We start from the raw sequence: 20,164 nt of genomic DNA on the forward strand, positions 1-20,164 counted from the left end.
GGGTCCAGTGGCGAACCGCGGCCGGGATAACGCGGCGTTGGTGTAACCGCATCCCGGCCTTCGCCGGGAAGCGGCTTCGCCAGGGGGCGTCGAACGCTTGCAACGATCCCTTCCGGAAGGGCTTTGAGGTAGAGATATGCTGCATTTCGAACTCGTCACGCCCGAGCGCCTGGTCCGCAGCGACGAGGTGTATATGGTGACCGTGCCCGGCACCGACGGCGATTTCGCGGTGCTGGAGGGCCATGCGCCGTTCATGTCGACGATCCGCGACGGCAACGTGCTGGTCCAGAAGAGCGAGAATGCCGCGCCCGAGACGATCGCGATCCGCGGCGGCTTCGCCGAGGTGAATGCGCGCGGGCTGACGGTGCTGGCCGAGCACGCGGGCTGAGGCGGACGTACCCGCGGGCGTCGCGCAGGGTGAGGGTGCGCGGTTGAAGCGGTGGCAGGACGCGTCGTCGCGATCCTGCCCGACGCGAGGTCTCGGCGGCGGCGCCTTTGGGCTTCCCGGCCTTTGCGCGACCTGCGGAACCGTGCCGCGGTCAGGACGTGCTCCTGCGCAGGCAGGAGCGCAGAGTCACGCAAAGCAACGCCTGATGAGACCGACAACCCTGGGCTCCTGCCTGCGCAGGAGCACCGGAACGCTTCGCTGGGGCCTTGCCCCAAGGCTTGGCGCCGTGCGTCGATCGCCATGGGCGAATCGGACGCGTTCCGGCGTCGGCGTCCGCCGGTGTATTGTCGCGGCTGGCGGATCGCCGCCTGGACCGCTTCGGCATAGGTAGGGCGACGGAACCGGGTGCCGCTGCGGGCCGCAATCGTTCACGACTGGTCGTCCGCTTCCTCCGTCGCGTCGGAAGCGTTGGTGAGTGCGGCGGCTGCGCCCTTCGCATCGTTCGCGTCGAGCAGCGCCAGCACCTTGGTCGCCGCCGCGGCCATCCCGCCGCCGTGCGGATCATAGGCGACGGTGCGCAGTGCCTTGCGCGCCTCCGCCAGGTCGTTGCGCTGTAACTGGATCATCGCCGCGGTCAGCGCGACGCCGCGATCGTAGCGCGCCGCCACATGCGCGGCGAGCAGGCCGTCCTCCGCGTTTCTGGGCGGCGCGATCCCCTGCGCGCGATAGTTGAAGTAGAAGGCGACCAACGGCCAGGGATCGTCATGGTCGACGGCATTGACACGGGTGAACCAGCGGCGGATCAGGCGCCAGCGCTCCGGATCGGCCACCTTGTCGCGCGCGGCCATCGCCTGCTGCGCCATGCCGCGGTACATCATCGCGCGCGTCATCTTCGGGTCGAGCGTCAGCGCGCGCGCGGCGGCGTCGTCCGCCTCCTGAAAGCGGCCGCAGTCGTATTCGGCCTCCGCCAGGACGACCTGCACGCGGGCGTCGTCGGGATAGCTTGCCGCGACCTTGCGCGCGGCGACCGCGACACCGGGCGCGCTCTTCGCATCGACGCCGCGGGTCGAGCGGATGCGGACCGGCATGCTCGCGGCCTCGCCGGCGGTCAGCGGACGCAGCGTCACCGGCTTGATGTCCAGCCTGTCGAGCGGGATGCCGGCCGCAGCGAGCCGGCGCTGCCTGACGTATCGATCGAGATCGTTGTCCAGCTTTCGCAGGTCGCCGAACACCGCGGCCGCTTCCGTCGCGCTCTTCCCGTTGTTCAGCGCCGCGAGATATCGGTCGAGCAGACCCGCGCGGTCGCGGTCGAACGACAGATAATGCGTCAGCAGCCAGGCGCGGCCGTAGAAGGTCTGCGTTTTCTGGTCGGTCATCCGGTCGTCGTCCGGGGAGCGGGTCAGCAGTTCCTTCATCGGCAGGGACGCGGTGTCGAGAATGCCGTAGGCGCGGTAGAGCGGCGGTGCGCCGACCGTCATCTTGTCGCCCGTCAGGCGGGTGGGTGCGTTGAACTCGGCGAAGCCCTCCACGAACCAGGTCGGCAGGACCGCGCCGCCCCACGTATCGAACATGAAATGATGCGCATATTCGTGCTGGAGAATCGCGGTGGCCGACAGTTCGGTCTGGCCGCCGTCCGATCCGGAACGGGGCACGAAGGCGACGGAGCCCTGCACGCGCGGCACGTAGAAGCCGGCGACGTTGGACGACCCGGCCAGCTTCGCCACCGCGCCGATGTTGCGCACGACATAGACCGTGACGCGTTGCGCGGGCGTCGTCACGTCGGGCACCTGCCGCAGATAGCGCATGGTGCGGTCGAACCGCTCCAGATTGGTGGTGAAGTCGGTCAGGCGCTCCACCGTATCGTCGGAATAGACGACGAAGTGGGTCGAGGTGGCTTCATGCCATTCCGCCGCCGCCGGGGACGCGGCGAATGCAGCGGCCAACGCCAATACCCAACCATGTTTCTTCACGACTCGGCCCCCGCCCCTTGATCCAGGTGAGGCTAGATCATGCGAGCCGGGTCGCGCCACCACGAACGCCGGCGACTGCCGTCAGCGCGGCGTGGGATGCGGCGGTCAGCGCCTGGCGATCGCGCTCAGCGTCGTGGCGGGGGTGATCTGCTCCACGTCGGTCTTGCAGTGGAGCAGGCGCACGCCGCTTTCCGCCATCGCGCGTTCGAGCGCCGGGGCGAATTGCGCGGTGGTCTCGACCGTCTCCGCCCAGCCGCCGAAAGCGCGGGCGAGCGCCGCGAAATCCGGATTGGCGAGGCGGGTGGCGGAGGGGCGGCCGGGAAACTCGCGTTCCTGATGCATGCGGATCGTGCCGTAGGTGCCGTTGTCCACCAGGATGACGAGCATGTCCGCGCCGTGCTGGACCGCGGTGGCGAGCTCCTGTCCGTTCATCAGGAAGTCGCCGTCGCCCGCCACCGCGACGACGCTGCGGCCGGGGCGGCGCAGCGCGGCGGCGACCGCGGCGGGGACGCCGTAGCCCATCGCGCCAGCGGTCGGGGCCAGCTGCGTCCCCGGTCCGGCGTACCGCCAGTAGCGGTGCCACCAGCCCGAGAAATTGCCCGCGCCGTTGCAGATGATGGTGTCTGCGGGCAGGCGCGCGCGCATCGCCGCGACGCACGGCCCCAGATCGAGCGCGACGCCGTCGCGCGGTCGCACGGTCGTCCAGTCGTGGTAAGCGGCGTTCGCCTCCGCGATCGAGGGCGTCACCGGGCCGTCGATCGGCAGCAGCGCCTCCGCGAATTCCGCCATGCCCGCGCAGATCGCGAGATCGGTGGCATAGGTGCGGTGGAGCTCGGCGGGGTCGGGATGAACGTGAACCAGCCGCTGGCCGGGATGGTCGGGCGTGATGAGCGTATAGCCATCGGTCGTCGCCTCGCCCAGTCGGGCGCCCACGACCAGCAGCAGGTCGGCCTGTCGCACGCGCTCCAGCAAGGCAGGGTTGGGGCCGTAGCCGAGATTGCCGGCATAGGCCGGGCAGTCGTTCGGCACTGCATCCTGGCGGCGGAAGGCGGCGACGATCGGCACGCCAGCTTGCGTCGCCCAGACGGCGAAGGCGCCCGACGCGGCCTCGTCCCAGCCGGCGCCGCCGATGATCGCGAGCGGGCGTTCCGCGGTGACGAGCAGGTCGCGCAGGTGATCGAGCGCATCGGCGTCCGCCGGCTGCGCCACCGGCTCGACACGGGCGCGGTCCTGCGCGGCGACCTGGTCGAGCAGCATGTCCTCCGGCAGCGCCAGCACGACCGGGCCGGGGCGGCCGTTCATCGCCACGGCATAGGCGCGCGCGACATATTCGGGGATGCGGCGCGCATCGTCGATCCGCGCCGCCCATTTGGCGAGGGGGGCGAACATCGCCTGGAAATCGACCTCCTGAAACGCCTCGCGGTCGCGGGTGCCGCGGTCGATGTCGCCGATGAAGAGGATCATCGGCTGCGAGTCCTGCATCGCCACGTGCACGCCGATCGACGCGTTGGTGGCGCCGGGGCCGCGGGTGACGAAGGCGACGCCGGGGCGGTGCGTCAGCGTGCCGTCGGCGCAGGCCATGAAGGTCACGCCGCCCTCCTGCCGGCACGTCACCACGTCGATCGCGGGGGTGTCGTGCAACGCGTCGAGCACCGCGAGGAAGCTCTCCCCCGGCACGGTGAAGATCCGGTCGCAGCCCTGTGCGACGAGGTTGTCGACCAGGATCCGGCCGCCGGTGCGTGTGCTCTCCATGCCCGGGGGTGTAGCGGCACGCACCGGACTTGCGAAGGCCTCGCGGTTCGTCGATCCTGGGGTGAGAAGAAGACGAAGAAGACGAAGGAGAGGATGATGGCGGAGTTCGAGCTGGTCGCCGATGGCCTGCGCTTTCCCGAAGGCCCGGTGGCGATGCCCGACGGCAGCATCGTGCTGGTGGAGATCGAGCCGGGCCGGATCACGCGGGTGTGGCCGAACGGGCGCAAGGAGACGGTGGCCGAGCCGGGTGGCGGCCCCAACGGACTCGCCATGGGTCCCGACGGGAAGCTGTACTGCTGCAACAACGGCGGGTTCGACTGGAACGAGAGCAACGGGATGCTGGCGCCGCACGGTATCGCCAGCGATTATACGGGCGGGCGGATCGAGCGGATCGATCCCGACACGGGCGCGGTCGAGATACTGTACCAGTCGGGCGACCACGGCGTGACGCTGCGCGGCCCCAACGACATCGTGTTCGATGCGCATGGCGGCTTCTGGTTCACCGATCACGGGAAGGTGGATTACGACAAGCGCTGCCACGACGTGGTCGGCATCTTCTACGCCAAGGCGGACGGCAGCTTCATCGAGGAGGTGGTGTTCCCGTCGAACAATCCCAACGGCGTCGGCCTGTCGCCGGACGGCAGCGCGCTCTATGCGGCCGAGACCTATACCTGCCGGCTGATGAAGTTCAACGTCACCGCGCCGGGCAAGGTGGCGCCGGATGCGGGACCGGGCGGGCCGGGCATCCCGCTGTATCGCCCGGCGGGATACAAATTCTTCGATTCGCTGGGGATGGAGGAAAGCGGCAACATCTGTGTCGCGACGATCGGCGAAAGCGGGATCAGCGTCATCTCGCCGACGGGCGAGCTGGTGGAGTTCGTGGCGACGCCGGACATCTTCACCACCAACATCTGCTTCGGGGGCGAGGACATGCGCGACGCGTACATCACGCTGTCGGGCACGGGGAAGCTGGTGAAGACGCGCTGGGCGCGACCGGGGCTGAAGCTGCAATATTGAGACACGCGTCACCCCGGGCTTGACCCGGGGTCCCGCTTCTTCTCTGCGCTACGGTGAACGGCGGGACCCCGGCTCAAGGCCGGGGTGACGACGATGGGTTGAGGAAAGCCAGGGGGCCTGCATGCGCGATACCGTGATTTTCGACTTCGGCGGCGTCATTACCTCGTCGCCGTTCGAGGCGTTCAACCGGATGGAGCGCGAGCGCGGGCTGCCGCACGACCTGGTGCGACGGATCAACGCGAGCAATCCCGATACGAACGCCTGGGCACGGTTCGAACGCGCCGAGATCGATGCGGCGGGATTTGACGAAACCTTCGCGGAGGAGGCGCGTGCGCTGGGGCACGAACTGCGCGGCGAGGATGTGCTCGCGCTGCTGTCGGGCGACATCCGCCCGCGGATGGTGCACGCGCTCGATTGGCTGAAGGCGAACGGCTATCGGCTGGGCTGCATCACCAACAACGTGCCCGCGGGCGAGGGGGCGGGCATGTCGCGTACCGCGGAGAAGGCGGCGGCGGTGGCGGCGATCCTGGCGCGGTTCGACCATGTGATCGAATCGAGCAAGGTCGGCATCCGCAAGCCCGATCCGCGCATCTACCGGATGATGTGCGACACGCTGGGCCGTGCGCCGGAGCGGTGCGTGTACCTCGACGACCTGGGTATCAACTGCAAGCCGGCGGCGGCGCTGGGGATGACCGCGATCAAGGTGACGGGCGAGGCGCAGGCGCTGGACGCGCTGGTCGAGGCGCTGGAGATCGACGCCGGGCATTTCTGACGCCCGGCGGCGGCTTGCCCGCTCCCTACGCCGCGGCTAGTCCTCCGCCAGGTATCGAGAGAGGGTCTTGCGCATGAAGAAGCTCTACGCCGACGCGGCCGCCGCGCTGGACGGGCTGCTGTTCGACGGGATGACGATCTGTGCCGGCGGGTTCGGGCTGTGCGGCATTCCGGAGCGGCTGATCGATGCGATCCAGGCGGCGGGAACCAAAGACCTGACGATCGCCAGCAACAACGCCGGGATCGACGGCGAGGGGCTGGGCAAGCTGCTGCGCACGCGTCAGGTGAAGAAGATGATCTCCAGCTACGTCGGCGAGAACAAGGAGTTCGAGCGCCAGTATCTGAGCGGCGAGCTGGAGGTGGAATTCTGTCCGCAGGGGACGCTCGCCGAGCGCTGCCGCGCGGGCGGGGCGGGGATCCCCGGCTTCTATACGAAGACCGGCGTCGGCACTTTGGTGGCCGAGGGCAAGGAAGTGAAGACCTTCGACGGGGAGGATTACATCCTGGAGCGCGGCATCCGCGCCGATCTGTCGATCATCAAGGGCTGGAAGGCGGACGAGAGCGGCAACCTGATCTTCCGCAAGACCGCGCGCAACTTCAACCAGCCGATGGCGACCGCGGGCAGGGTGTGCGTCGCGGAGGTGGAGGAGGTCGTGCCGGTCGGCGCGCTCGACCCCGACCATATCCATCTGCCGGGCATCTACGTGAAGCGGCTGATCGTCGGCGTGCCTTATGACAAGAAGATCGAGTTCCGGCTGACGCGCGCGCGCCCGGAGGCTGCGTGACCGCTCCCCTCCCTCACGGGGAGGGGCCGGGGGTGGGTCGAGGCCCGACGCTACGGCGTCCATCCACCCGGCCTTTCCGTATCGCCTGGACCCGACCCATCCCCAACCCCTCCCTCCCACGTAGGGGGGCCTTGGCGGCGCTCCTGCTGCTGACGGGGTGCGCGACGAACGCTGTCCCCGCGCCCGAACCCGTTGCCGCGCGGATCCCGACCGATACCGTCCCGCCGGCGATGGCCTATCTCTACGGCTCGGCGGAAGCGGCGGCGCTCAGCGAGCAGGCGTATAATGCGCTGACCGGCTACGTCCGCGCCACGCTCGACAAGGCGCGCGATGCGCGCGGGCGGCTGCCGCATCAGCGCGCCGAAGGAACGAGCCCGCGCTGGCCGCGCTCGGCCGTGCTGGCGCCGGGAGCGACCGCGGCCACCGCGGAGACGCTGCGCTGCGGCGTCCTGCCGCCCGCGGTGGTGCTCGACATGGACGAAACCGCGGTGCTGAACCTGGGCTATGAATATAACGATGCCCGCACCGGCGCCGTCTACGACGGCAAGCGGTGGGAGCGGTGGGAGACGGGCGGCGCGGACCGGGTCGTGGCGGTGCCCGGCGCGGTGGCGGCGTTCCGTGCGCTGCGGGCGATGGGGGTGACGGTGGTCATCAACACCAACCGTTCCGCCGCGCATGCCGCGGATACCGCGCGCGCGCTGGCCGACGCCGGACTGGGCGAGTTCCGCCACGGCGAGACGCTGTTCCTGAAGGGCGACGTCGACGGCAGGTCGGGCAAGGACGGACGGCGGCAGGCGATCGCGGCGAGATATTGCGTGCTGGCGCTGGTCGGCGATCAGCTGGGCGACTTCGCCGATCTGTTCAACCCGCCGGGACCCGCACCGGCGCGGGGGCGGCGGATGCTGCCGAGCGTCGCGGCGCTGCGCGACCGCTGGGGTGCCGGATGGTTCGTGCTGCCCAACCCGGTCTATGGCACCGGGCTGGGCGCGGGGTGGGACGATACGTTCCCGGAAGGCAAGCGCTGGAGCGACGACGCTCCGGTCGAAGGAGCGAAATGATGGCGTGGGATCGCAACGGCATGGCGGCACGCGCGGCGAAGGAGCTGCGCGACGGCTATTACGTCAACCTGGGCATCGGTATCCCGACCCTGGTGGCGAACAACATCCCCGAGGGCATGACCGTGACGCTCCAGTCGGAGAACGGGATGCTCGGCATCGGGCCGTTCCCCTATGAGGACGAGGTCGACGCCGATCTCATCAACGCCGGCAAGCAGACGATCAGCGAACTGCCGCAGAGCGCCTATTTCGGCAGCGAGCAGAGCTTCGCGATGATCCGCGGCGGGCACATCGACCTGACCGTGCTGGGCGCGATGGAGGTGGCCGAGAACGGCGACATCGCCAACTGGATGATCCCCGGCAAGATGATCAAGGGGATGGGCGGCGCGATGGACCTGGTCGCGGGCGTCAGGAAGATCATCGTCGTGATGGAGCATACGTCCAAGGACGGGTCGCCCAAGTTCATCCCCGAATGCACGCTGCCGCTGACGGGCAAGAACGTGGTCGACATGATCGTCACCGACCTGGCGGTGTTCCAGCGCGCGGATCACCAGTCGCCGTTCCGGCTGATCGAGCTGGCGCCGGGCGTGACCGCGGACGAGGTGAAGGCGAAGACGACCGCGCACTACGAGGCGTAGGTGGCCTATACGCTCGTCACCGCCAACCGGAACTATTCCAGCTGGTCGCTGCGCCCGTGGCTGCTGATGCGGGCGCTGGGCGTCGCGTTCGAGGATCGCGTCGAACCGTTCGTCAGCCTCGACAATCACGCCGCCTTCCGTGCGTTCTCGCCCACGGGGCAGGTGCCGGTGCTGCTGGACGGCGAGCGGACGGTGTGGGACTCGCTCGGCATCGCGCTGTATCTCGCCGAGCGGCACGCGGGTGTGTGGCCGGCGGACGAGGCGGCGCGCGGCTGGGCGATGTGTGCGGTGGCGGAGATGCACGGCGGGTTCGGTGCGCTGCGACGCGAGCGGACGATGACGGTGGGGCAGCGGGTGACGCCGACGCGCGAATCTGAGGCGCTGGCGCGCGACGTGGCGCGGATCGCGGAGCTGTGGGCGGAGGGGCTGGCGCGCTTCGGCGGTCCGTGGCTGGCGGGCGAGGCGTTCGGCGCGGTCGATGCCTTCTACGCCCCGGTCGCGTTCCGGGTGCGGAGCTGGGGGATCGATGTTGGCGATGTCGGCGCGCGATGGGTGCAGGCGGTGCTGGCGCATCCCGCGATGCTCGAATGGGAGCGTGCCGCCCTGGCCGAGACGTTCCGCGAGGACGGGCACGAGGCGGAGGTAGCGGCCCATGGCACGGTGACGCGCGACGATCGCGCGGCGTGACGCCGGCGGCCTAGCCCGCCGTCTCCGGCATCATCACGACGTACAGTGCCAGCCCCGCACCCGCGATCGCCGCCAGCGTCAGGAAGGCGAGGTGGTAGCCGCCGGTGACGATCAGCCAGCCGGCGAGCGAGGCGCTGAGCGCGCCGCCCAGTCCCTGCACCGTCGCCACCGCGCCCTGCGCCACGTTGAAGCGGCCGCTGCCGCGCGTCAGCGAGGCGACCACCACCGGGAACAGCGCGCCGAAGATGCCGGCGCCGACGCCGTCGAGCAACTGGACCGCCAGCAGCCACGGGGCGGCATCCGACAGCGTGTACAGGACGCCGCGCGCCGCGAGTACCGCGAAGGCGGCGAGGAAGATCGGCTTGTGCCCCCAGCGATCGGCATGGCGCCCGACGACCATCGCGACCGGCACCATCACCAGTTGCGCCCCGACGATGCAGGCGGACATGAGCGAGGTCGCCGCGCCGCCGCCGACGCGGTGGGCGAGGAGCTGGCCGACCGAGGGCAGCATCGCGGCATTGGCGAGATGGAAGGTGAAGGCCGCGCCGGCGAACGCCGCCAGCCCGCGGGTGTGGCGCAGCACGTGCCACATTGATTGCGGCGCGGCGTCGCAAGCCTCGCCGTCCTCATCCGCGCACAGCCCGCGCGCGACGTCGTGATCGATGCGGCCGCCGGGGATGGCGAGCGTCGCCGCGATCGAGGCGGCGGCGAGCAGCGCCATCAGCCAGAAGACGACCTGCGGTCCCAGTTTCCACGCCAGCAATCCCGCCAGCGCGGCGGAGACGGCGTTGCCGGCGTGGTTGAACGCCTCGTTCCGGCCCACGCGCGCCGTGAACGCCCGCGCGCCCACGATGCCGAGCGTGATGCCGGTGATGGCAGGGGCGAAGGCGGCCCCGGCGATGGCGGCCAGCGCCTGCGTCGCGGCGACCGCGGTGAAGCCGGAGACGAACGGCAGCGCCAGCGAGGCGAGCGTGACCGCCAGCGCGGCGACCACCAGCAGCGCGCGCTTGGCGCGGAGGCGGTCGACCAGCGCGCCCGCGGGGGCGGTGGCGGCCAGCCCGGCGAGGCCCGCGATGGTCATCACCATGCCCGTCGTCGCCTCGTTCCAGCCGTGCGTCGGCCCGCGCACGGAGACGAGGTAGATCGCCAGATACGGCCCCAGCCCGTCGCGGACGTCGGCCAGGAAGAAATTGACCCAGTCCAGCGCCCGCGCGGCGGAGTCGGCCGCGGGGGACGGCGGGGCGGCATGCGGGCGCGGCGGGTGGGCGGAAGCGACGGATGCCATGGTAGAACTCCGGTCGACGCGGAGCCGCGCCGGCGGCCTCAACGTCGGCTGGCGGGGTTGGTGCCCGGCCGGCTGCGCGCTTTTCGGGTTCGCGACGGCGCGTAACTGGGTTAACGCGGGCGCATCATGTCGAAGACGCCGCGCACATTGTACGAAAAGGTCTGGGACGCCCATGTCGTGGAGCGTCGGGACGATGGCTCCTGCCTGATCTATATCGACCGCCACCTCGTCCACGAGGTCACCAGCCCGCAGGCGTTCGAGGGGCTTCGCGCGGCGGGGCGTCGCGTGCGCCGTCCCGACCTGACGCTGGCGGTGCCCGACCACAATCTGCCCACCACCGCGCGCGTCGATGCGCAGGGCCGCGAGCTGCCGATCGCGGATCGCGAGAGCGCGGAGCAGCTGGGCGCGCTGCGCCAGAACGTGGCCGAGTTCGGCGTCCCCTATATCGATGCGCTGTCGGCGCGGCAGGGGATCGTCCATGTCGTGGGGCCGGAACAGGGCTTCACGCTGCCGGGCGCGACGATGGTGTGCGGCGACAGCCACACCTCGGCGCACGGGGCGCTGGGCGCGCTCGCCTTCGGGATCGGCACGAGCGAGGTGGAGCATGTGCTCGCAACGCAGACGCTGATCCTGTCGCCGTCGAAGACGATGGAGGTCCGCGTCGACGGTACGCTGGGTTACGGCGTCAGCGCGAAGGACGTGGTGCTGGCGATCATCGGCAGGATCGGCGCGGCGGGCGGAACCGGCCATGTCATCGAATTCACCGGCGAGGTGATCCGCAACCTGTCGGTCGAGGGGCGGCTGACGGTCGCCAACATGTCGATCGAGGGCGGGGCGCGCGCGGGGATGATCGCACCGGACGAGGCGACCTTCGCCTATCTGAAGGGGCGGCCGATGGCGCCCAGGGGCGCGGACTGGGACAAGGCCGTCGCATGGTGGCGCACGCTGCCCAGCGACGCCGGCGCGCGCTACGACAGGACGGTGGTGCTGGACGCCGCCGATATCGCGCCCTCGCTCACCTGGGGCACCAGCCCGGAGGACGTCGTGCCGATCACCGGCGTGGTGCCCGAACCCGACAGCTTCGCCGATCCGTCGAAGCGCGAGGCGGCACGCAAGTCGCTGGATTACATGGGTCTGGCGCCGGGGACGCGGATGCAGGATGTGCCGGTGCAGCATGTCTTCATCGGCAGCTGCACCAACAGCCGGATCGAGGACCTGCGCGCCGCCGCGTCGGTGGCGAGCGGGCGGCATGTCGCGGACGGCGTGCGCGCGATGGTGGTCCCCGGATCGGGGCTGGTGAAGCGGCAGGCGGAGGCGGAGGGGCTCGACCGCGTCTTCGTGCAGGCGGGGTTCGAATGGCGCGAGCCGGGTTGCTCTATGTGCCTGGCGATGAACCCGGACAAGGTGCCCGCGGGGGAGCGCTGCGCCTCGACCAGCAACAGGAATTTCGTGGGACGTCAGGGACCTGGCGCGCGTACCCATTTGTTGTCGCCGGCCATGGCGGCCGCGGCGGCGGTGACCGGGCGGCTGGCCGACGTGCGCGAATTGATGGGCTGACTGGACGACGGATTTCGAAGGGGACGGACGATGAAGAAGGTGCTGGTGTTCCTGATCGCGGGATCGGTGTTGAGCGGCGTGGCGGCCTATGCCGCGATCGCGCGTCCCGCCATGCCCGCCAGCCGCCCGGCGCGCTGACGCGATGGAGCCGGTCCGCGAGGTTTCGGGCACCGCCTATCCCTGGGGTGCCAAGAATATCGACACCGACGTCATCATCCCTGCGCACTGGCTGAAGACGATCAAGCGATCGGGGCTGGGCAAGGGCGCGTTCGAGACGGTGCGCGCGCAGCCCGGCAACATCTTCGACGATCCGCGCTATGCCGGCGCCCCGATCCTGATCGCGGGCGACAATTTCGGCTGCGGGTCGAGCCGCGAGCATGCCGCCTGGGCGCTGGCGGACATGGGCGTGAAGGCGGTGATCGCGCCGAGCTTCTCCGACATCTTCTCCGGCAATGCGTTCAAGAACGGGATCGTCCCCGTCGTGCTGCCGCAAGAGCAGGTCGACCGCCTGCTGGAGGTCGCTCAACAAAGTCCGGGGGACCAGCCCGTCACCGTCGATCTGGAGACGATGACGGTGACCACCCCGTATCAGGACCGCTTCGCCTTCGAACTCGACCCGTTCCGCCGGCGCTGCCTGATGGAGGGGCTGGACGAAGTCGGCCTGACGCTGGCAAAGGATACCGCGATTTCGAAATTCGAGGAGCGGCTCGACAGCGAGCGGCCCTGGATCAAGGGAGAGAGCGGTTATGAAGGGCTTGTTGTCGAGGGCGCCGGGCGGACCTGAAACTCTGGAGATCGGCGAGCTGCCCGAACCCGCGGCGGGCGCGGGCGAGGTGGTCGTCGCGGTCAAGGCGTGCGCGATCAACTATCCCGACGTCCTCATCATCGAGGACAAGTACCAGTTCAAGCCGCAGCGCCCGTTCGCGCCGGGCGGTGAGTTCGCCGGCGTGGTCGACAGCGTGGGCGAGGGCGTCACGCGCTTCAAGGTGGGCGACCGCGTGATGGGCAACAGCGGCAACGGCGCGCTGGTCGAGAAATTCGTCGCGAAGGCCGACAACGTCTATCCGGTCCCGGAAGAGCGGTCGTTCGAGGAAGGCGCGTCGATGCTGCTGACCTATGGCACGACGATCCATGCGCTGGTCGACCGCGGCCATATCAAGGAAGGCGACAACCTGCTGGTGCTGGGCGCGGCGGGCGGCGTGGGGCTGGCCGCGGTCGAGCTGGGCAAGGCGTTCGGCGCGCGCGTCGTCGGTGCCGTCTCCAGCGAGGAAAAGGCGCAGGCGGTGCGCGACGCGGGCGCCGACGACGTCATCATCTACGGCCGTGCCCCGTTTTCGAAGGACGAGAGCAAGGCGCTGGCCGACCAGTTCAAGGAAAAGGGCGGCAAGGCCGGGTTCCAGCTGGTCTATGACGCGGTCGGCGGGGATTATGCCGAGCCGGCGCTGCGCTCGATCGGATGGGAGGGGCGCTACCTGGTGGTCGGCTTCCCCGCCGGCATCCCCAAGCTGCCGCTCAACCTGACGCTGCTGAAGAGCTGCGACGTGGCGGGCGTGTTCTGGGGCGCGTTCGCGGCGCGCGAGCCGGAGCGCAATCGTGCCAACATCCAGCAGCTGTTCGACATGTGGGCGGCGGGCAAGATCGCGCCGCGCGTGACCGAGGTGTTCCCGTTCGAAAAGGGGGGCGACGCGATCGCGAAGATGGCCGCGCGCGGCGCGATCGGGAAGCTGGTGGTACGGGTCGCGGAGTAGGCGCCGAGATCGTCATCCCCGCCGGCGCGGGGATGACGGTTGGGCGGCGGGGGCATGTTGCGCCTCGCCTCCGGCCGCTCTAAGCCCGACCGCAACTGCACAACGGGAGCCACCATGACCACGTTCGAGGACCGGGAACGCGCCTTCGAAGCCAAGTTCGCCCGCGACGAGGAAGTCGCGTTCCGCATTACCGCGCGCCGCAACCGGCTGACCGCGCAATGGGCGGCCGAGCTGATGGGGCTGACCCCGGCGGAAACCGACGCCTATGCCAAGGCGGTCGTCCAGGCGGATTTCGAGGAAGCCGGCGACGAGGACGTGGTGCGCAAGCTGTTCGGCGACCTGACCGCCGCCGGGCTGGACGTCGACGAGGCCACGGTGCGTCAGGTGCTGGACGAGAAGACCGTCGAGGCGCGCCGCCAGCTGATGCAGTCGGAGTAGGCCGCGGTGCCGATGGCGGGCGAGGAGATCGTCGCACTCATCAAGGCCGGCATCCCCGATGCGGAGGTCGAGATGACCGACCTGGCCGGCGACAACGATCACTGGGCGGCGCGCGTCACCGCGGCGTCGTTCGCGGGGATGCCGCGGGTGAAGCAGCATCAGGCGGTCTATGCGGCGCTCGGCGGGCGGATGGGGGGCGTGCTCCACGCCTTGCAGTTGACCACCGCCGTCCCGAAGTAAGTGCGCATGATTTCTGAGGATCAGACGATGACCGACGATTCCCACGCCCGCATCGATGCGGTGGTGAAGAACAACGACGTGGTGCTGTTCATGAAGGGAACGCCGCTGTTCCCGCAGTGCGGCTTCTCCAGCCGCGCCGTCGCGATCCTGGAGCGGCTGGGCGCGGAGTTCGAGAGCGTCGACGTGCTGCAGGACCAGGGCGTGCGACAGGGGATCAAGGCCTATTCGGACTGGCCGACGATCCCGCAGCTGTACGTGAAGGGTGAATTCGTCGGCGGGTCGGACATCATGATGGAGATGTACGAATCGGGCGAGCTGGCGGAGCTGTTCGCGACGGCGAAATGAGCGTCGGTTTCCGCTGACGCTGGTGGCGGCGCGTCCGGGAGGGCGCGCCGTCTTTTTTGCATGACGCTGCCCCCCATGGTCCGTCACCCCGGCCGTGTCCGAGACCTCTGCGAATCTCGGTTCCTTGTTCCCCGGCGAAGGCCGGGGTCCAGCTGGGGGACGGTGGTAACAGACGGAAAAGCCACGCCAACTGGGCCCCGGCCTGCGCCGGGGAACGGCGGAAGCATCGAGCGATCCACGACGTTCGCAGAGGTCTCGATCAAGTCCGGCATGACGGCGGGGGGGGGGGGGGCGGCGGCACCGGGTGCGGGCGGGGGTCGCGAGATCGAAGAGCGACACCCCGCCCGGCTGAAGCGTGTCCACGCTCGGTGCGCCATACCCGTAGCAGGAGGCGTGCCAGCGCCGCGCGATGCGAGGAACGCCGCGGGATGCGATGGTTAAGCGCGGCCTGGGCACCGTACCGTTTGTAAGGAAGACCGACACTCACCTGAACCGGCCTATTGACTACGGACGTAATCGAGACGATTACAAGCGTAGTTGATGAGAGGGTCGAGTCGTGGCGGAACGGATCAGCGATGCCGAGCATGCGGTCATGGAGGTGCTGTGGGACGACAGCCCGCTCACCGCGCAGGACGTGGCGGAGCGGGTCGACCCCGCGCGCGGCTGGAGCGGGGCGACGGTCAAGACGCTGCTGGGGCGGCTGCTCGCCAAGCAGGCGGTCGCGCACGAGGTCGATGGCCGGCGCTACCTGTACCGCCCCGCGGTCGCGCGCGAGGATTATGTCGCGGGCGAGTCGCGGCGGTTGATCGACCGGCTGTTCGGCGGCAGACTGACCCCGCTGGTGGCGCATCTGGCGGAACGCGACGCGCTGACCGATCAGGATATTTCCGAGATCGAGGCGCTGCTGAAGGCGTTGAAACAATGAGCGCCTGGGCGATGGAGGCGGTGCTTGCCTCCGCGCTGCTGATGGCGGCGGTGCTGGTGGTGCGGGTGCCGGTGCGGCGCGCCTTCGGGGCGCAGGTGGCCTATGCGCTGTGGGCGATCCCGGTCGCGCGGATGCTGTTGCCGCCGCTGCCCGAGGGGTGGCGGGGCGAGGCGCTGCCGGTATTGCCCGCGGCCGAGCCGCTGACGCTGTACCTGGGCGCGCCGGTGGTGACGCTGCCGCCGGTCGCCGACGCCGCGGTGCCGATCGGCTGGGCGGAGGCGGCGGTGCTGCTGTGGAGCGCGGGCGCGGTGGCGCTGATGGCGTGGCAGGTCGTCGGATACTGGCGGTTCCGCTGGCGGGTGCTGCATCACGGCGTGGCGGTGGACCGGGTGAAGTCGGTCACGATCGTGCAGAGCGCGGCGGCGAACGGGCCGCTGGCGTTCGGGGTGATCGACCGCGTCGTGGCCTTTCCGCGCGACTTTGCGGCGCGGTTCGACGCGCATGAGCGCGCGCTGACGCTGGAGCATGAGCTGGGGCATCATGCGCGCGGCGACCTGATCGCGAACTGGGTCGCGCTGGCGATGCTGGCGCTCCACTGGTTCAACCCGCTCGCCTGGATCGCCTTTCGCGCATTCCGTGCCGATCAGGAGCTGGCCAACGATGCGCATGTGCTGGCGCGCTGCGGGGCGGCGGCGCGGCATGCCTATGGCTGCGCGGTCGTGAAGGCTGCGCACGGCCGCGCGGTATCGCCGACGTGCCATCTGAACACCGTCAAGGATCTGAAAGGGAGATTGAGGATGCTGGGCAACAAGGGCGTGTCGCGCCGCCGCGTGGCGGCGGGGGGCGGCGCGATCGCGGCGCTGGCGCTGACCGCGCTGGGGGCGACCGCCTCCGGGACGCAGGCCGCCGAGCGCGTGCGCACGACCGTCGAGGAGACGACCGGGGTGGATATCGCCGCGCTGAAGCCGGTGTCCGCGCTGCATACGATCGCGGCACCGGCGGTGCCCGCGACCCCCGGGCTGCCGCAGCCGCCCGCCGCGCCTGCGGTGCCGGAGGGCGGCCAGGGCCGGCACACGCGGATCGTCGTGGTGAAGAACGGCGAGACGCGCACCTACGAGGGGGCGGAGGCCGCGCGCTATCTTGCCGCGCATCCGCTGCCGGTGCCGCCGGCGCCGCCGGTGCCGCCCGTGCCCGGCGACGTGGCGCCGCCCGCGCCCCCGGCACCCCCGGCTCCCCCGGCGGCGTGGGACGAGGCCGCCTTCGCGCGCGACATGGAGCGTCATGCGCGCGACATCGAGCGCCAGACCCGCGACATCGAGCGCCAGACGCGCGGTGTCGAGCGTCAGGCGCACAGCGCCGCGGCGCTGGCGGCACGCGCGCCGACGGTGGTGCAGCGCTCCTGCGGCGAGGGCGAGGGGCATAGCGTCCGCCAGACCGTCATCAGCGCGCGCGACGGCGAGCGCCGGGTGATGATCGTCTGCACCAACCGGATCGATGCGATGAGCCGGCAGGCGGCGGCGCAGGCGCGCGTCGCGCAGCGCGTGTCGCTGGTCTCGCTGCAGCGTGCGCGCCAGAGCGTGCTCGCCACGCACGGCCTGAGCGACGAACAGCGCCGCCACGCGCTCGACAGCATCGATCGCTCGATCGACGAGATGAAGGCCCAGCCGTCGCAGGACGACTGACGCCTTCCGCCGGCCGTGCATGACCCCCGGGGCGACCCGGTGCACGGCCGGCGTCAGACCCTGCGCCCGCGATGATCAAGAGTGCCAAAGCCTTGCGCCGCCCCCGGCGCTTCGCCATGTCGGGGGGGATGGCAGAGGACATTCCCACCGGCGTACCGATGACGCTGGAGCCGCTGGTGACGCGGGTGCTGGCGCCCAATGCGTCGCCCTATACCTATACCGGCACCCAGACGCATGTCGTCGGCGAGCGCGACGTGGCGATCGTCGATCCGGGGCCCGCGGATGCGGCGCATCACGACACGCTGTTGCGGCTGGTGGCGGGGCGGCCCGTGGTGGCGATCGTCGTCACCCATCACCACCGCGACCATTCGCCCGGCGCGATCCGGCTGCGCAGCGAGACGGGCGCGCCGATCGTGGGCGCGGCACCCTTCGCGCTGACGGACGAGGGGCCGCGCGCCGACGATGCGTTCGATCCCGATTACGCCCCGGACCGCGTGCTGGCGGAGGGCGACACCGTGGGCGGCGCAGGCTGGACCCTGCAGGCGATCGCGACGCCCGGCCATACGAAGAACCACCTCGCCTTCGCGCTGCCGGAGACACGCGCGCTCTTTTCGGGCGACCATGTCATGGGCTGGTCGACCAGCGTCGTCTCCCCGCCCGACGGCGACATGACCGATTACATGGCGAGCCTGGAGAAGCTGATGGGGCGCGAGGACCGCGTCTTCTACCCCGGACACGGTCAGGAGATCGACCGTCCGGAACGGCTGGTGCGCGGCATGCTGGGACATCGCCGCCAGCGGGAGGGACAGATATTGCGGCTGCTGGCGGAGGCGCCGCGCGCGATCCCGGCGATGGTCGAGAAGATGTACGTCGGCCTCGATCCGCGACTGTTCGGGGCGGCGGAGCGATCGGTGCTGGCGCATCTGATCGACCTGGAGCGGCGCGGAATGGTCGCGGCGGCGGGGGACGCGTGGCGGGTGATCGCTTGACCGGCATCGGGCGCAGCGCGCTGGCCATCGCGCTGGCGGTGGTGATCGTCGTCGCGGCGCTGATCGGCTATCGGCGCTATACGCAGGATTATACCGTCGCCACCGACGACAACGGGCTGGCGGTGGCGCGGGTGGTCGCAGGGCGGCTGTACGGCAGCAGCGACCTGCGCGTCAGCCGGCTGTCGGGCACGGTGCAGGCGACGGCGGCGAGCAGCCGGTGGTGGGGGTGGCTGAAGGCGTCGCGGGTGGTGAAGGCGCCGTACGAGGTCGATTATTTCGTCGACCTGCGCCCGCTGGATCCCGGCGATTTCCGCTACGATGCGAAGGGGCGGACGCTGCTGGTCGAGGTGCCGGACGTGGTCGTCGGCCGGCCCAACGTGGACGAGGCGCATGTGACGGTCGACCAGACCTCCGGGCTGTTCGTCGGGCGCGACGCGATGGCGCAGATGCAGAAGCGGGTGTCCGATACCGCGACGCAGGTGGTCGCCGCCAAGGCGCGCGAGCCGCAGAACATCGCCAGGGCGCGCGAGAACGGGCGCGCCGCACTGGAACGGCTGTTCGCGGGCACGCTCTCCGCGGCGGGGCTGCCGGTGACGGTGAAGGTGCGCTTCGCGGGCGAGCCGCGGCGGGGCGACGATCCGCAATGGGATCTGACGCGGTCGTTGCAGGAGGTGCTGGGCACGGACGCGATGGGGAACGCGCGTTGACGAACCCGTCAGCATCCGCTTGATCCCGCCGCCGATGCGGGCCATCTGGCTGGCATGGAACAGCCGACCAACCTTCGGGGCCTCGACCTGCGTGCGGAGATCGAGCGACTGCGCAAGGAGCGCAACGCCGTCATCCTCGCGCATTATTACCAGAAGCCCGAGATACAGGATCTGGCCGATTTCGTCGGCGACAGCCTGGACCTCAGCCGCAAGGCGCAGGCGACCGATGCGGACGTGATCGCGTTCTGCGGCGTGCGGTTCATGGCGGAGACGGCGAAGATCCTGTCGCCCGAGAAGACGGTGATCCTGCCCGACATGGATGCCGGCTGCTCGCTGGAGGACAGCTGCCCGCCGGAGCAATTCGCGGCGTTCCGCGCGCAGCATCCGGATGCGATCGCGCTGACCTACATCAACTGTTCCGCGGCGGTGAAGGGGCTGTCCGACGTCATCGTCACCTCGTCGTCCGCCGAAAAGATCCTGAGCCAGATCCCGGCGGATCAGAAGATCATCTTCGGCCCCGACCGCAATCTGGGCGGGTATCTGGCGCGCAAGACCGGGCGCGACCTGATCCTGTGGCCGGGCGTCTGCATCGTCCACGAGGCGTTCAGCGAAACCGAGCTGATGAAGCTGAAGGCGCAGCATCCGGCCGCGCCGGTCGCGGCGCATCCGGAATGTCCGGCCGTCATCCTGGACCATGCCGATTACGTCGGCTCGACCCGCGGCATCCTGGAATATGCGCAGGCGATGCCGGGCGATACGCTGATCGTCGCGACCGAGCCGCACATCATCCACCAGATGGAAAAGGCGATGCCCGGCAAGACCTTCATCGGTGCGCCGGGCGCGGACGGCAACTGCAACTGCAACATCTGCCCTTACATGGCGCTCAACACGATGGAGAAGCTGTACGTGGCGCTGCGCGACCTGACGCCGCGGATCGAGATCGACGAGGACCTGCGCGTGCGGGCGAAGAAGAGCCTGGATGCGATGCTGTCGATGGCGGCGGGCAGCGTGGGGCAGGGCGACCTGGGCCCGGCGAAGGTGACGGGGGATTGAGCTCGGTTTCCCCGCAGGTCGATCCTTGTGACCCAATGACATCGTCACCCCGGGCTTGACCCGGGGTCCCGCTTCTTGACGGGCGGCACACGAAGAGGCGGGACCCCGGCTCAAGGCCGGGGTGACGGATGG

General features: G+C 70.1%; 21 protein-coding genes. 18 read left to right on the forward strand and 3 right to left on the reverse strand.

From position 1 onward, the window contains the following. The first annotated feature begins 136 nt into the window (after window positions 1–136). A complete protein-coding gene (locus PGN23_RS10320; protein ID WP_335302790.1) occupies window positions 137–388 on the forward strand; it encodes an ATP synthase F1 subunit epsilon in 252 nt (83 codons plus the stop codon). Window positions 389–816: 428 nt separating this feature from the next. Here the strand turns inward: PGN23_RS10320 and PGN23_RS10325 are convergent, their stop codons facing one another. Together PGN23_RS10325 and PGN23_RS10330 are read right to left on the reverse strand one after the other, a co-directional pair. Next, window positions 817–2,331, reverse strand: coding sequence for a hypothetical protein (locus PGN23_RS10325; RefSeq protein ID WP_335302791.1), 1,515 nt, complete (start codon window positions 2,329–2,331; stop codon window positions 817–819). A 132-nt stretch (window positions 2,332–2,463) separates the two neighbouring features. Then, a complete protein-coding gene (locus PGN23_RS10330; RefSeq protein WP_335302792.1) occupies window positions 2,464–4,110 on the reverse strand; it encodes a thiamine pyrophosphate-binding protein in 1,647 nt (548 codons plus the stop codon). Between the two features lie 96 nt (window positions 4,111–4,206). Here PGN23_RS10330 and PGN23_RS10335 point away from each other — a divergent pair, with 96 nt between their 5' ends. From PGN23_RS10335 to PGN23_RS10360, 6 genes are all read left to right on the forward strand, one after another. Further along, entirely contained in the window at window positions 4,207–5,127 is a 921-nt protein-coding gene (locus tag PGN23_RS10335) for an SMP-30/gluconolactonase/LRE family protein (protein WP_335304573.1), read from the forward strand. 121 nt (window positions 5,128–5,248) lie between these two features. Continuing rightward, window positions 5,249–5,899, forward strand: coding sequence for an HAD-IA family hydrolase (locus PGN23_RS10340; RefSeq protein ID WP_335302793.1), 651 nt, complete (start codon window positions 5,249–5,251; stop codon window positions 5,897–5,899). Between the two features lie 73 nt (window positions 5,900–5,972). Next, window positions 5,973–6,683: a CoA transferase subunit A gene (locus PGN23_RS10345; protein WP_335302794.1), complete on the forward strand. Its 711-nt coding sequence runs from the start codon at window positions 5,973–5,975 to the stop codon at window positions 6,681–6,683. 131 nt (window positions 6,684–6,814) lie between these two features. Continuing rightward, window positions 6,815–7,741 (forward strand): HAD family acid phosphatase, encoded by a 927-nt coding sequence (locus PGN23_RS10350; RefSeq protein WP_335302795.1) that lies wholly within the window; start codon window positions 6,815–6,817, stop codon window positions 7,739–7,741. Next, entirely contained in the window at window positions 7,741–8,376 is a 636-nt protein-coding gene (locus tag PGN23_RS10355) for a CoA transferase subunit B (protein ID WP_335304574.1), read from the forward strand. Before PGN23_RS10350 ends, PGN23_RS10355 begins: the two co-directional genes overlap by 1 nt. Next, window positions 8,377–9,063, forward strand: coding sequence for a glutathione S-transferase family protein (locus PGN23_RS10360; protein ID WP_335302796.1), 687 nt, complete (start codon window positions 8,377–8,379; stop codon window positions 9,061–9,063). A 10-nt stretch (window positions 9,064–9,073) separates the two neighbouring features. Here PGN23_RS10360 and PGN23_RS10365 read toward each other — a convergent pair whose 3' ends face one another. Then, window positions 9,074–10,348 (reverse strand): MFS transporter, encoded by a 1,275-nt coding sequence (locus PGN23_RS10365; RefSeq protein ID WP_335302797.1) that lies wholly within the window; start codon window positions 10,346–10,348, stop codon window positions 9,074–9,076. 126 nt (window positions 10,349–10,474) lie between these two features. Between PGN23_RS10365 and leuC the strand changes: the two genes are divergently transcribed. The 11 genes from leuC to nadA all read left to right on the forward strand — a co-directional run bounded on the left by leuC (window position 10,475) and on the right by nadA (window position 20,032). Beyond that, window positions 10,475–11,905 carry a 3-isopropylmalate dehydratase large subunit gene (gene leuC / locus PGN23_RS10370; protein WP_335302798.1) on the forward strand — a complete coding sequence of 477 codons (1,431 nt, stop codon included), beginning with the start codon at window positions 10,475–10,477 and terminating at the stop codon, window positions 11,903–11,905. Between the two features lie 142 nt (window positions 11,906–12,047). Beyond that, on the forward strand, window positions 12,048–12,689 hold the full coding sequence (gene leuD, locus PGN23_RS10375; RefSeq protein ID WP_335302799.1) for a 3-isopropylmalate dehydratase small subunit: 642 nt from the start codon (window positions 12,048–12,050) through the stop codon (window positions 12,687–12,689). Further along, the gene (locus tag PGN23_RS10380; protein WP_335302800.1) at window positions 12,652–13,653 is read left to right on the forward strand and encodes an NADPH:quinone oxidoreductase family protein; all 1,002 of its coding nucleotides are present in this window, start codon (window positions 12,652–12,654) and stop codon (window positions 13,651–13,653) included. The genes leuD and PGN23_RS10380 overlap by 38 nt, the downstream gene beginning before the upstream one ends. A gap of 114 nt (window positions 13,654–13,767) precedes the next feature. Then, the gene (locus tag PGN23_RS10385) at window positions 13,768–14,091 is read left to right on the forward strand and encodes a DUF1476 domain-containing protein (RefSeq protein ID WP_335302801.1); all 324 of its coding nucleotides are present in this window, start codon (window positions 13,768–13,770) and stop codon (window positions 14,089–14,091) included. Between the two features lie 6 nt (window positions 14,092–14,097). After that, entirely contained in the window at window positions 14,098–14,331 is a 234-nt protein-coding gene (locus tag PGN23_RS10390; RefSeq protein WP_335302802.1) for a BolA/IbaG family iron-sulfur metabolism protein, read from the forward strand. A gap of 27 nt (window positions 14,332–14,358) precedes the next feature. Then, the gene (grxD, locus tag PGN23_RS10395; RefSeq protein WP_335302803.1) at window positions 14,359–14,676 is read left to right on the forward strand and encodes a Grx4 family monothiol glutaredoxin; all 318 of its coding nucleotides are present in this window, start codon (window positions 14,359–14,361) and stop codon (window positions 14,674–14,676) included. Window positions 14,677–15,232: 556 nt separating this feature from the next. Beyond that, window positions 15,233–15,601, forward strand: a complete 369-nt coding sequence (locus PGN23_RS10400; protein WP_335302804.1) for a BlaI/MecI/CopY family transcriptional regulator — start codon at window positions 15,233–15,235, stop codon at window positions 15,599–15,601. Further along, window positions 15,598–17,283, forward strand: coding sequence for a M56 family metallopeptidase (locus PGN23_RS10405; RefSeq protein ID WP_335302805.1), 1,686 nt, complete (start codon window positions 15,598–15,600; stop codon window positions 17,281–17,283). The genes PGN23_RS10400 and PGN23_RS10405 overlap by 4 nt, the downstream gene beginning before the upstream one ends. A gap of 128 nt (window positions 17,284–17,411) precedes the next feature. Further along, entirely contained in the window at window positions 17,412–18,272 is an 861-nt protein-coding gene (locus PGN23_RS10410) for an MBL fold metallo-hydrolase (RefSeq protein WP_335302806.1), read from the forward strand. After that, window positions 18,254–18,979: a DUF4230 domain-containing protein gene (locus tag PGN23_RS10415; RefSeq protein ID WP_335302807.1), complete on the forward strand. Its 726-nt coding sequence runs from the start codon at window positions 18,254–18,256 to the stop codon at window positions 18,977–18,979. The genes PGN23_RS10410 and PGN23_RS10415 overlap by 19 nt, the downstream gene beginning before the upstream one ends. A 54-nt stretch (window positions 18,980–19,033) precedes the next feature. Continuing rightward, on the forward strand, window positions 19,034–20,032 hold the full coding sequence (nadA, locus tag PGN23_RS10420) for a quinolinate synthase NadA (RefSeq protein ID WP_335302808.1): 999 nt from the start codon (window positions 19,034–19,036) through the stop codon (window positions 20,030–20,032). The last annotated feature ends 132 nt before the right edge of the window (window positions 20,033–20,164 follow it).

The sequence above is a fragment of the Sphingomonas adhaesiva genome, from assembly GCF_036946125.1.
GTDB lineage: Bacteria > Pseudomonadota > Alphaproteobacteria > Sphingomonadales > Sphingomonadaceae > Sphingomonas > Sphingomonas adhaesiva_A.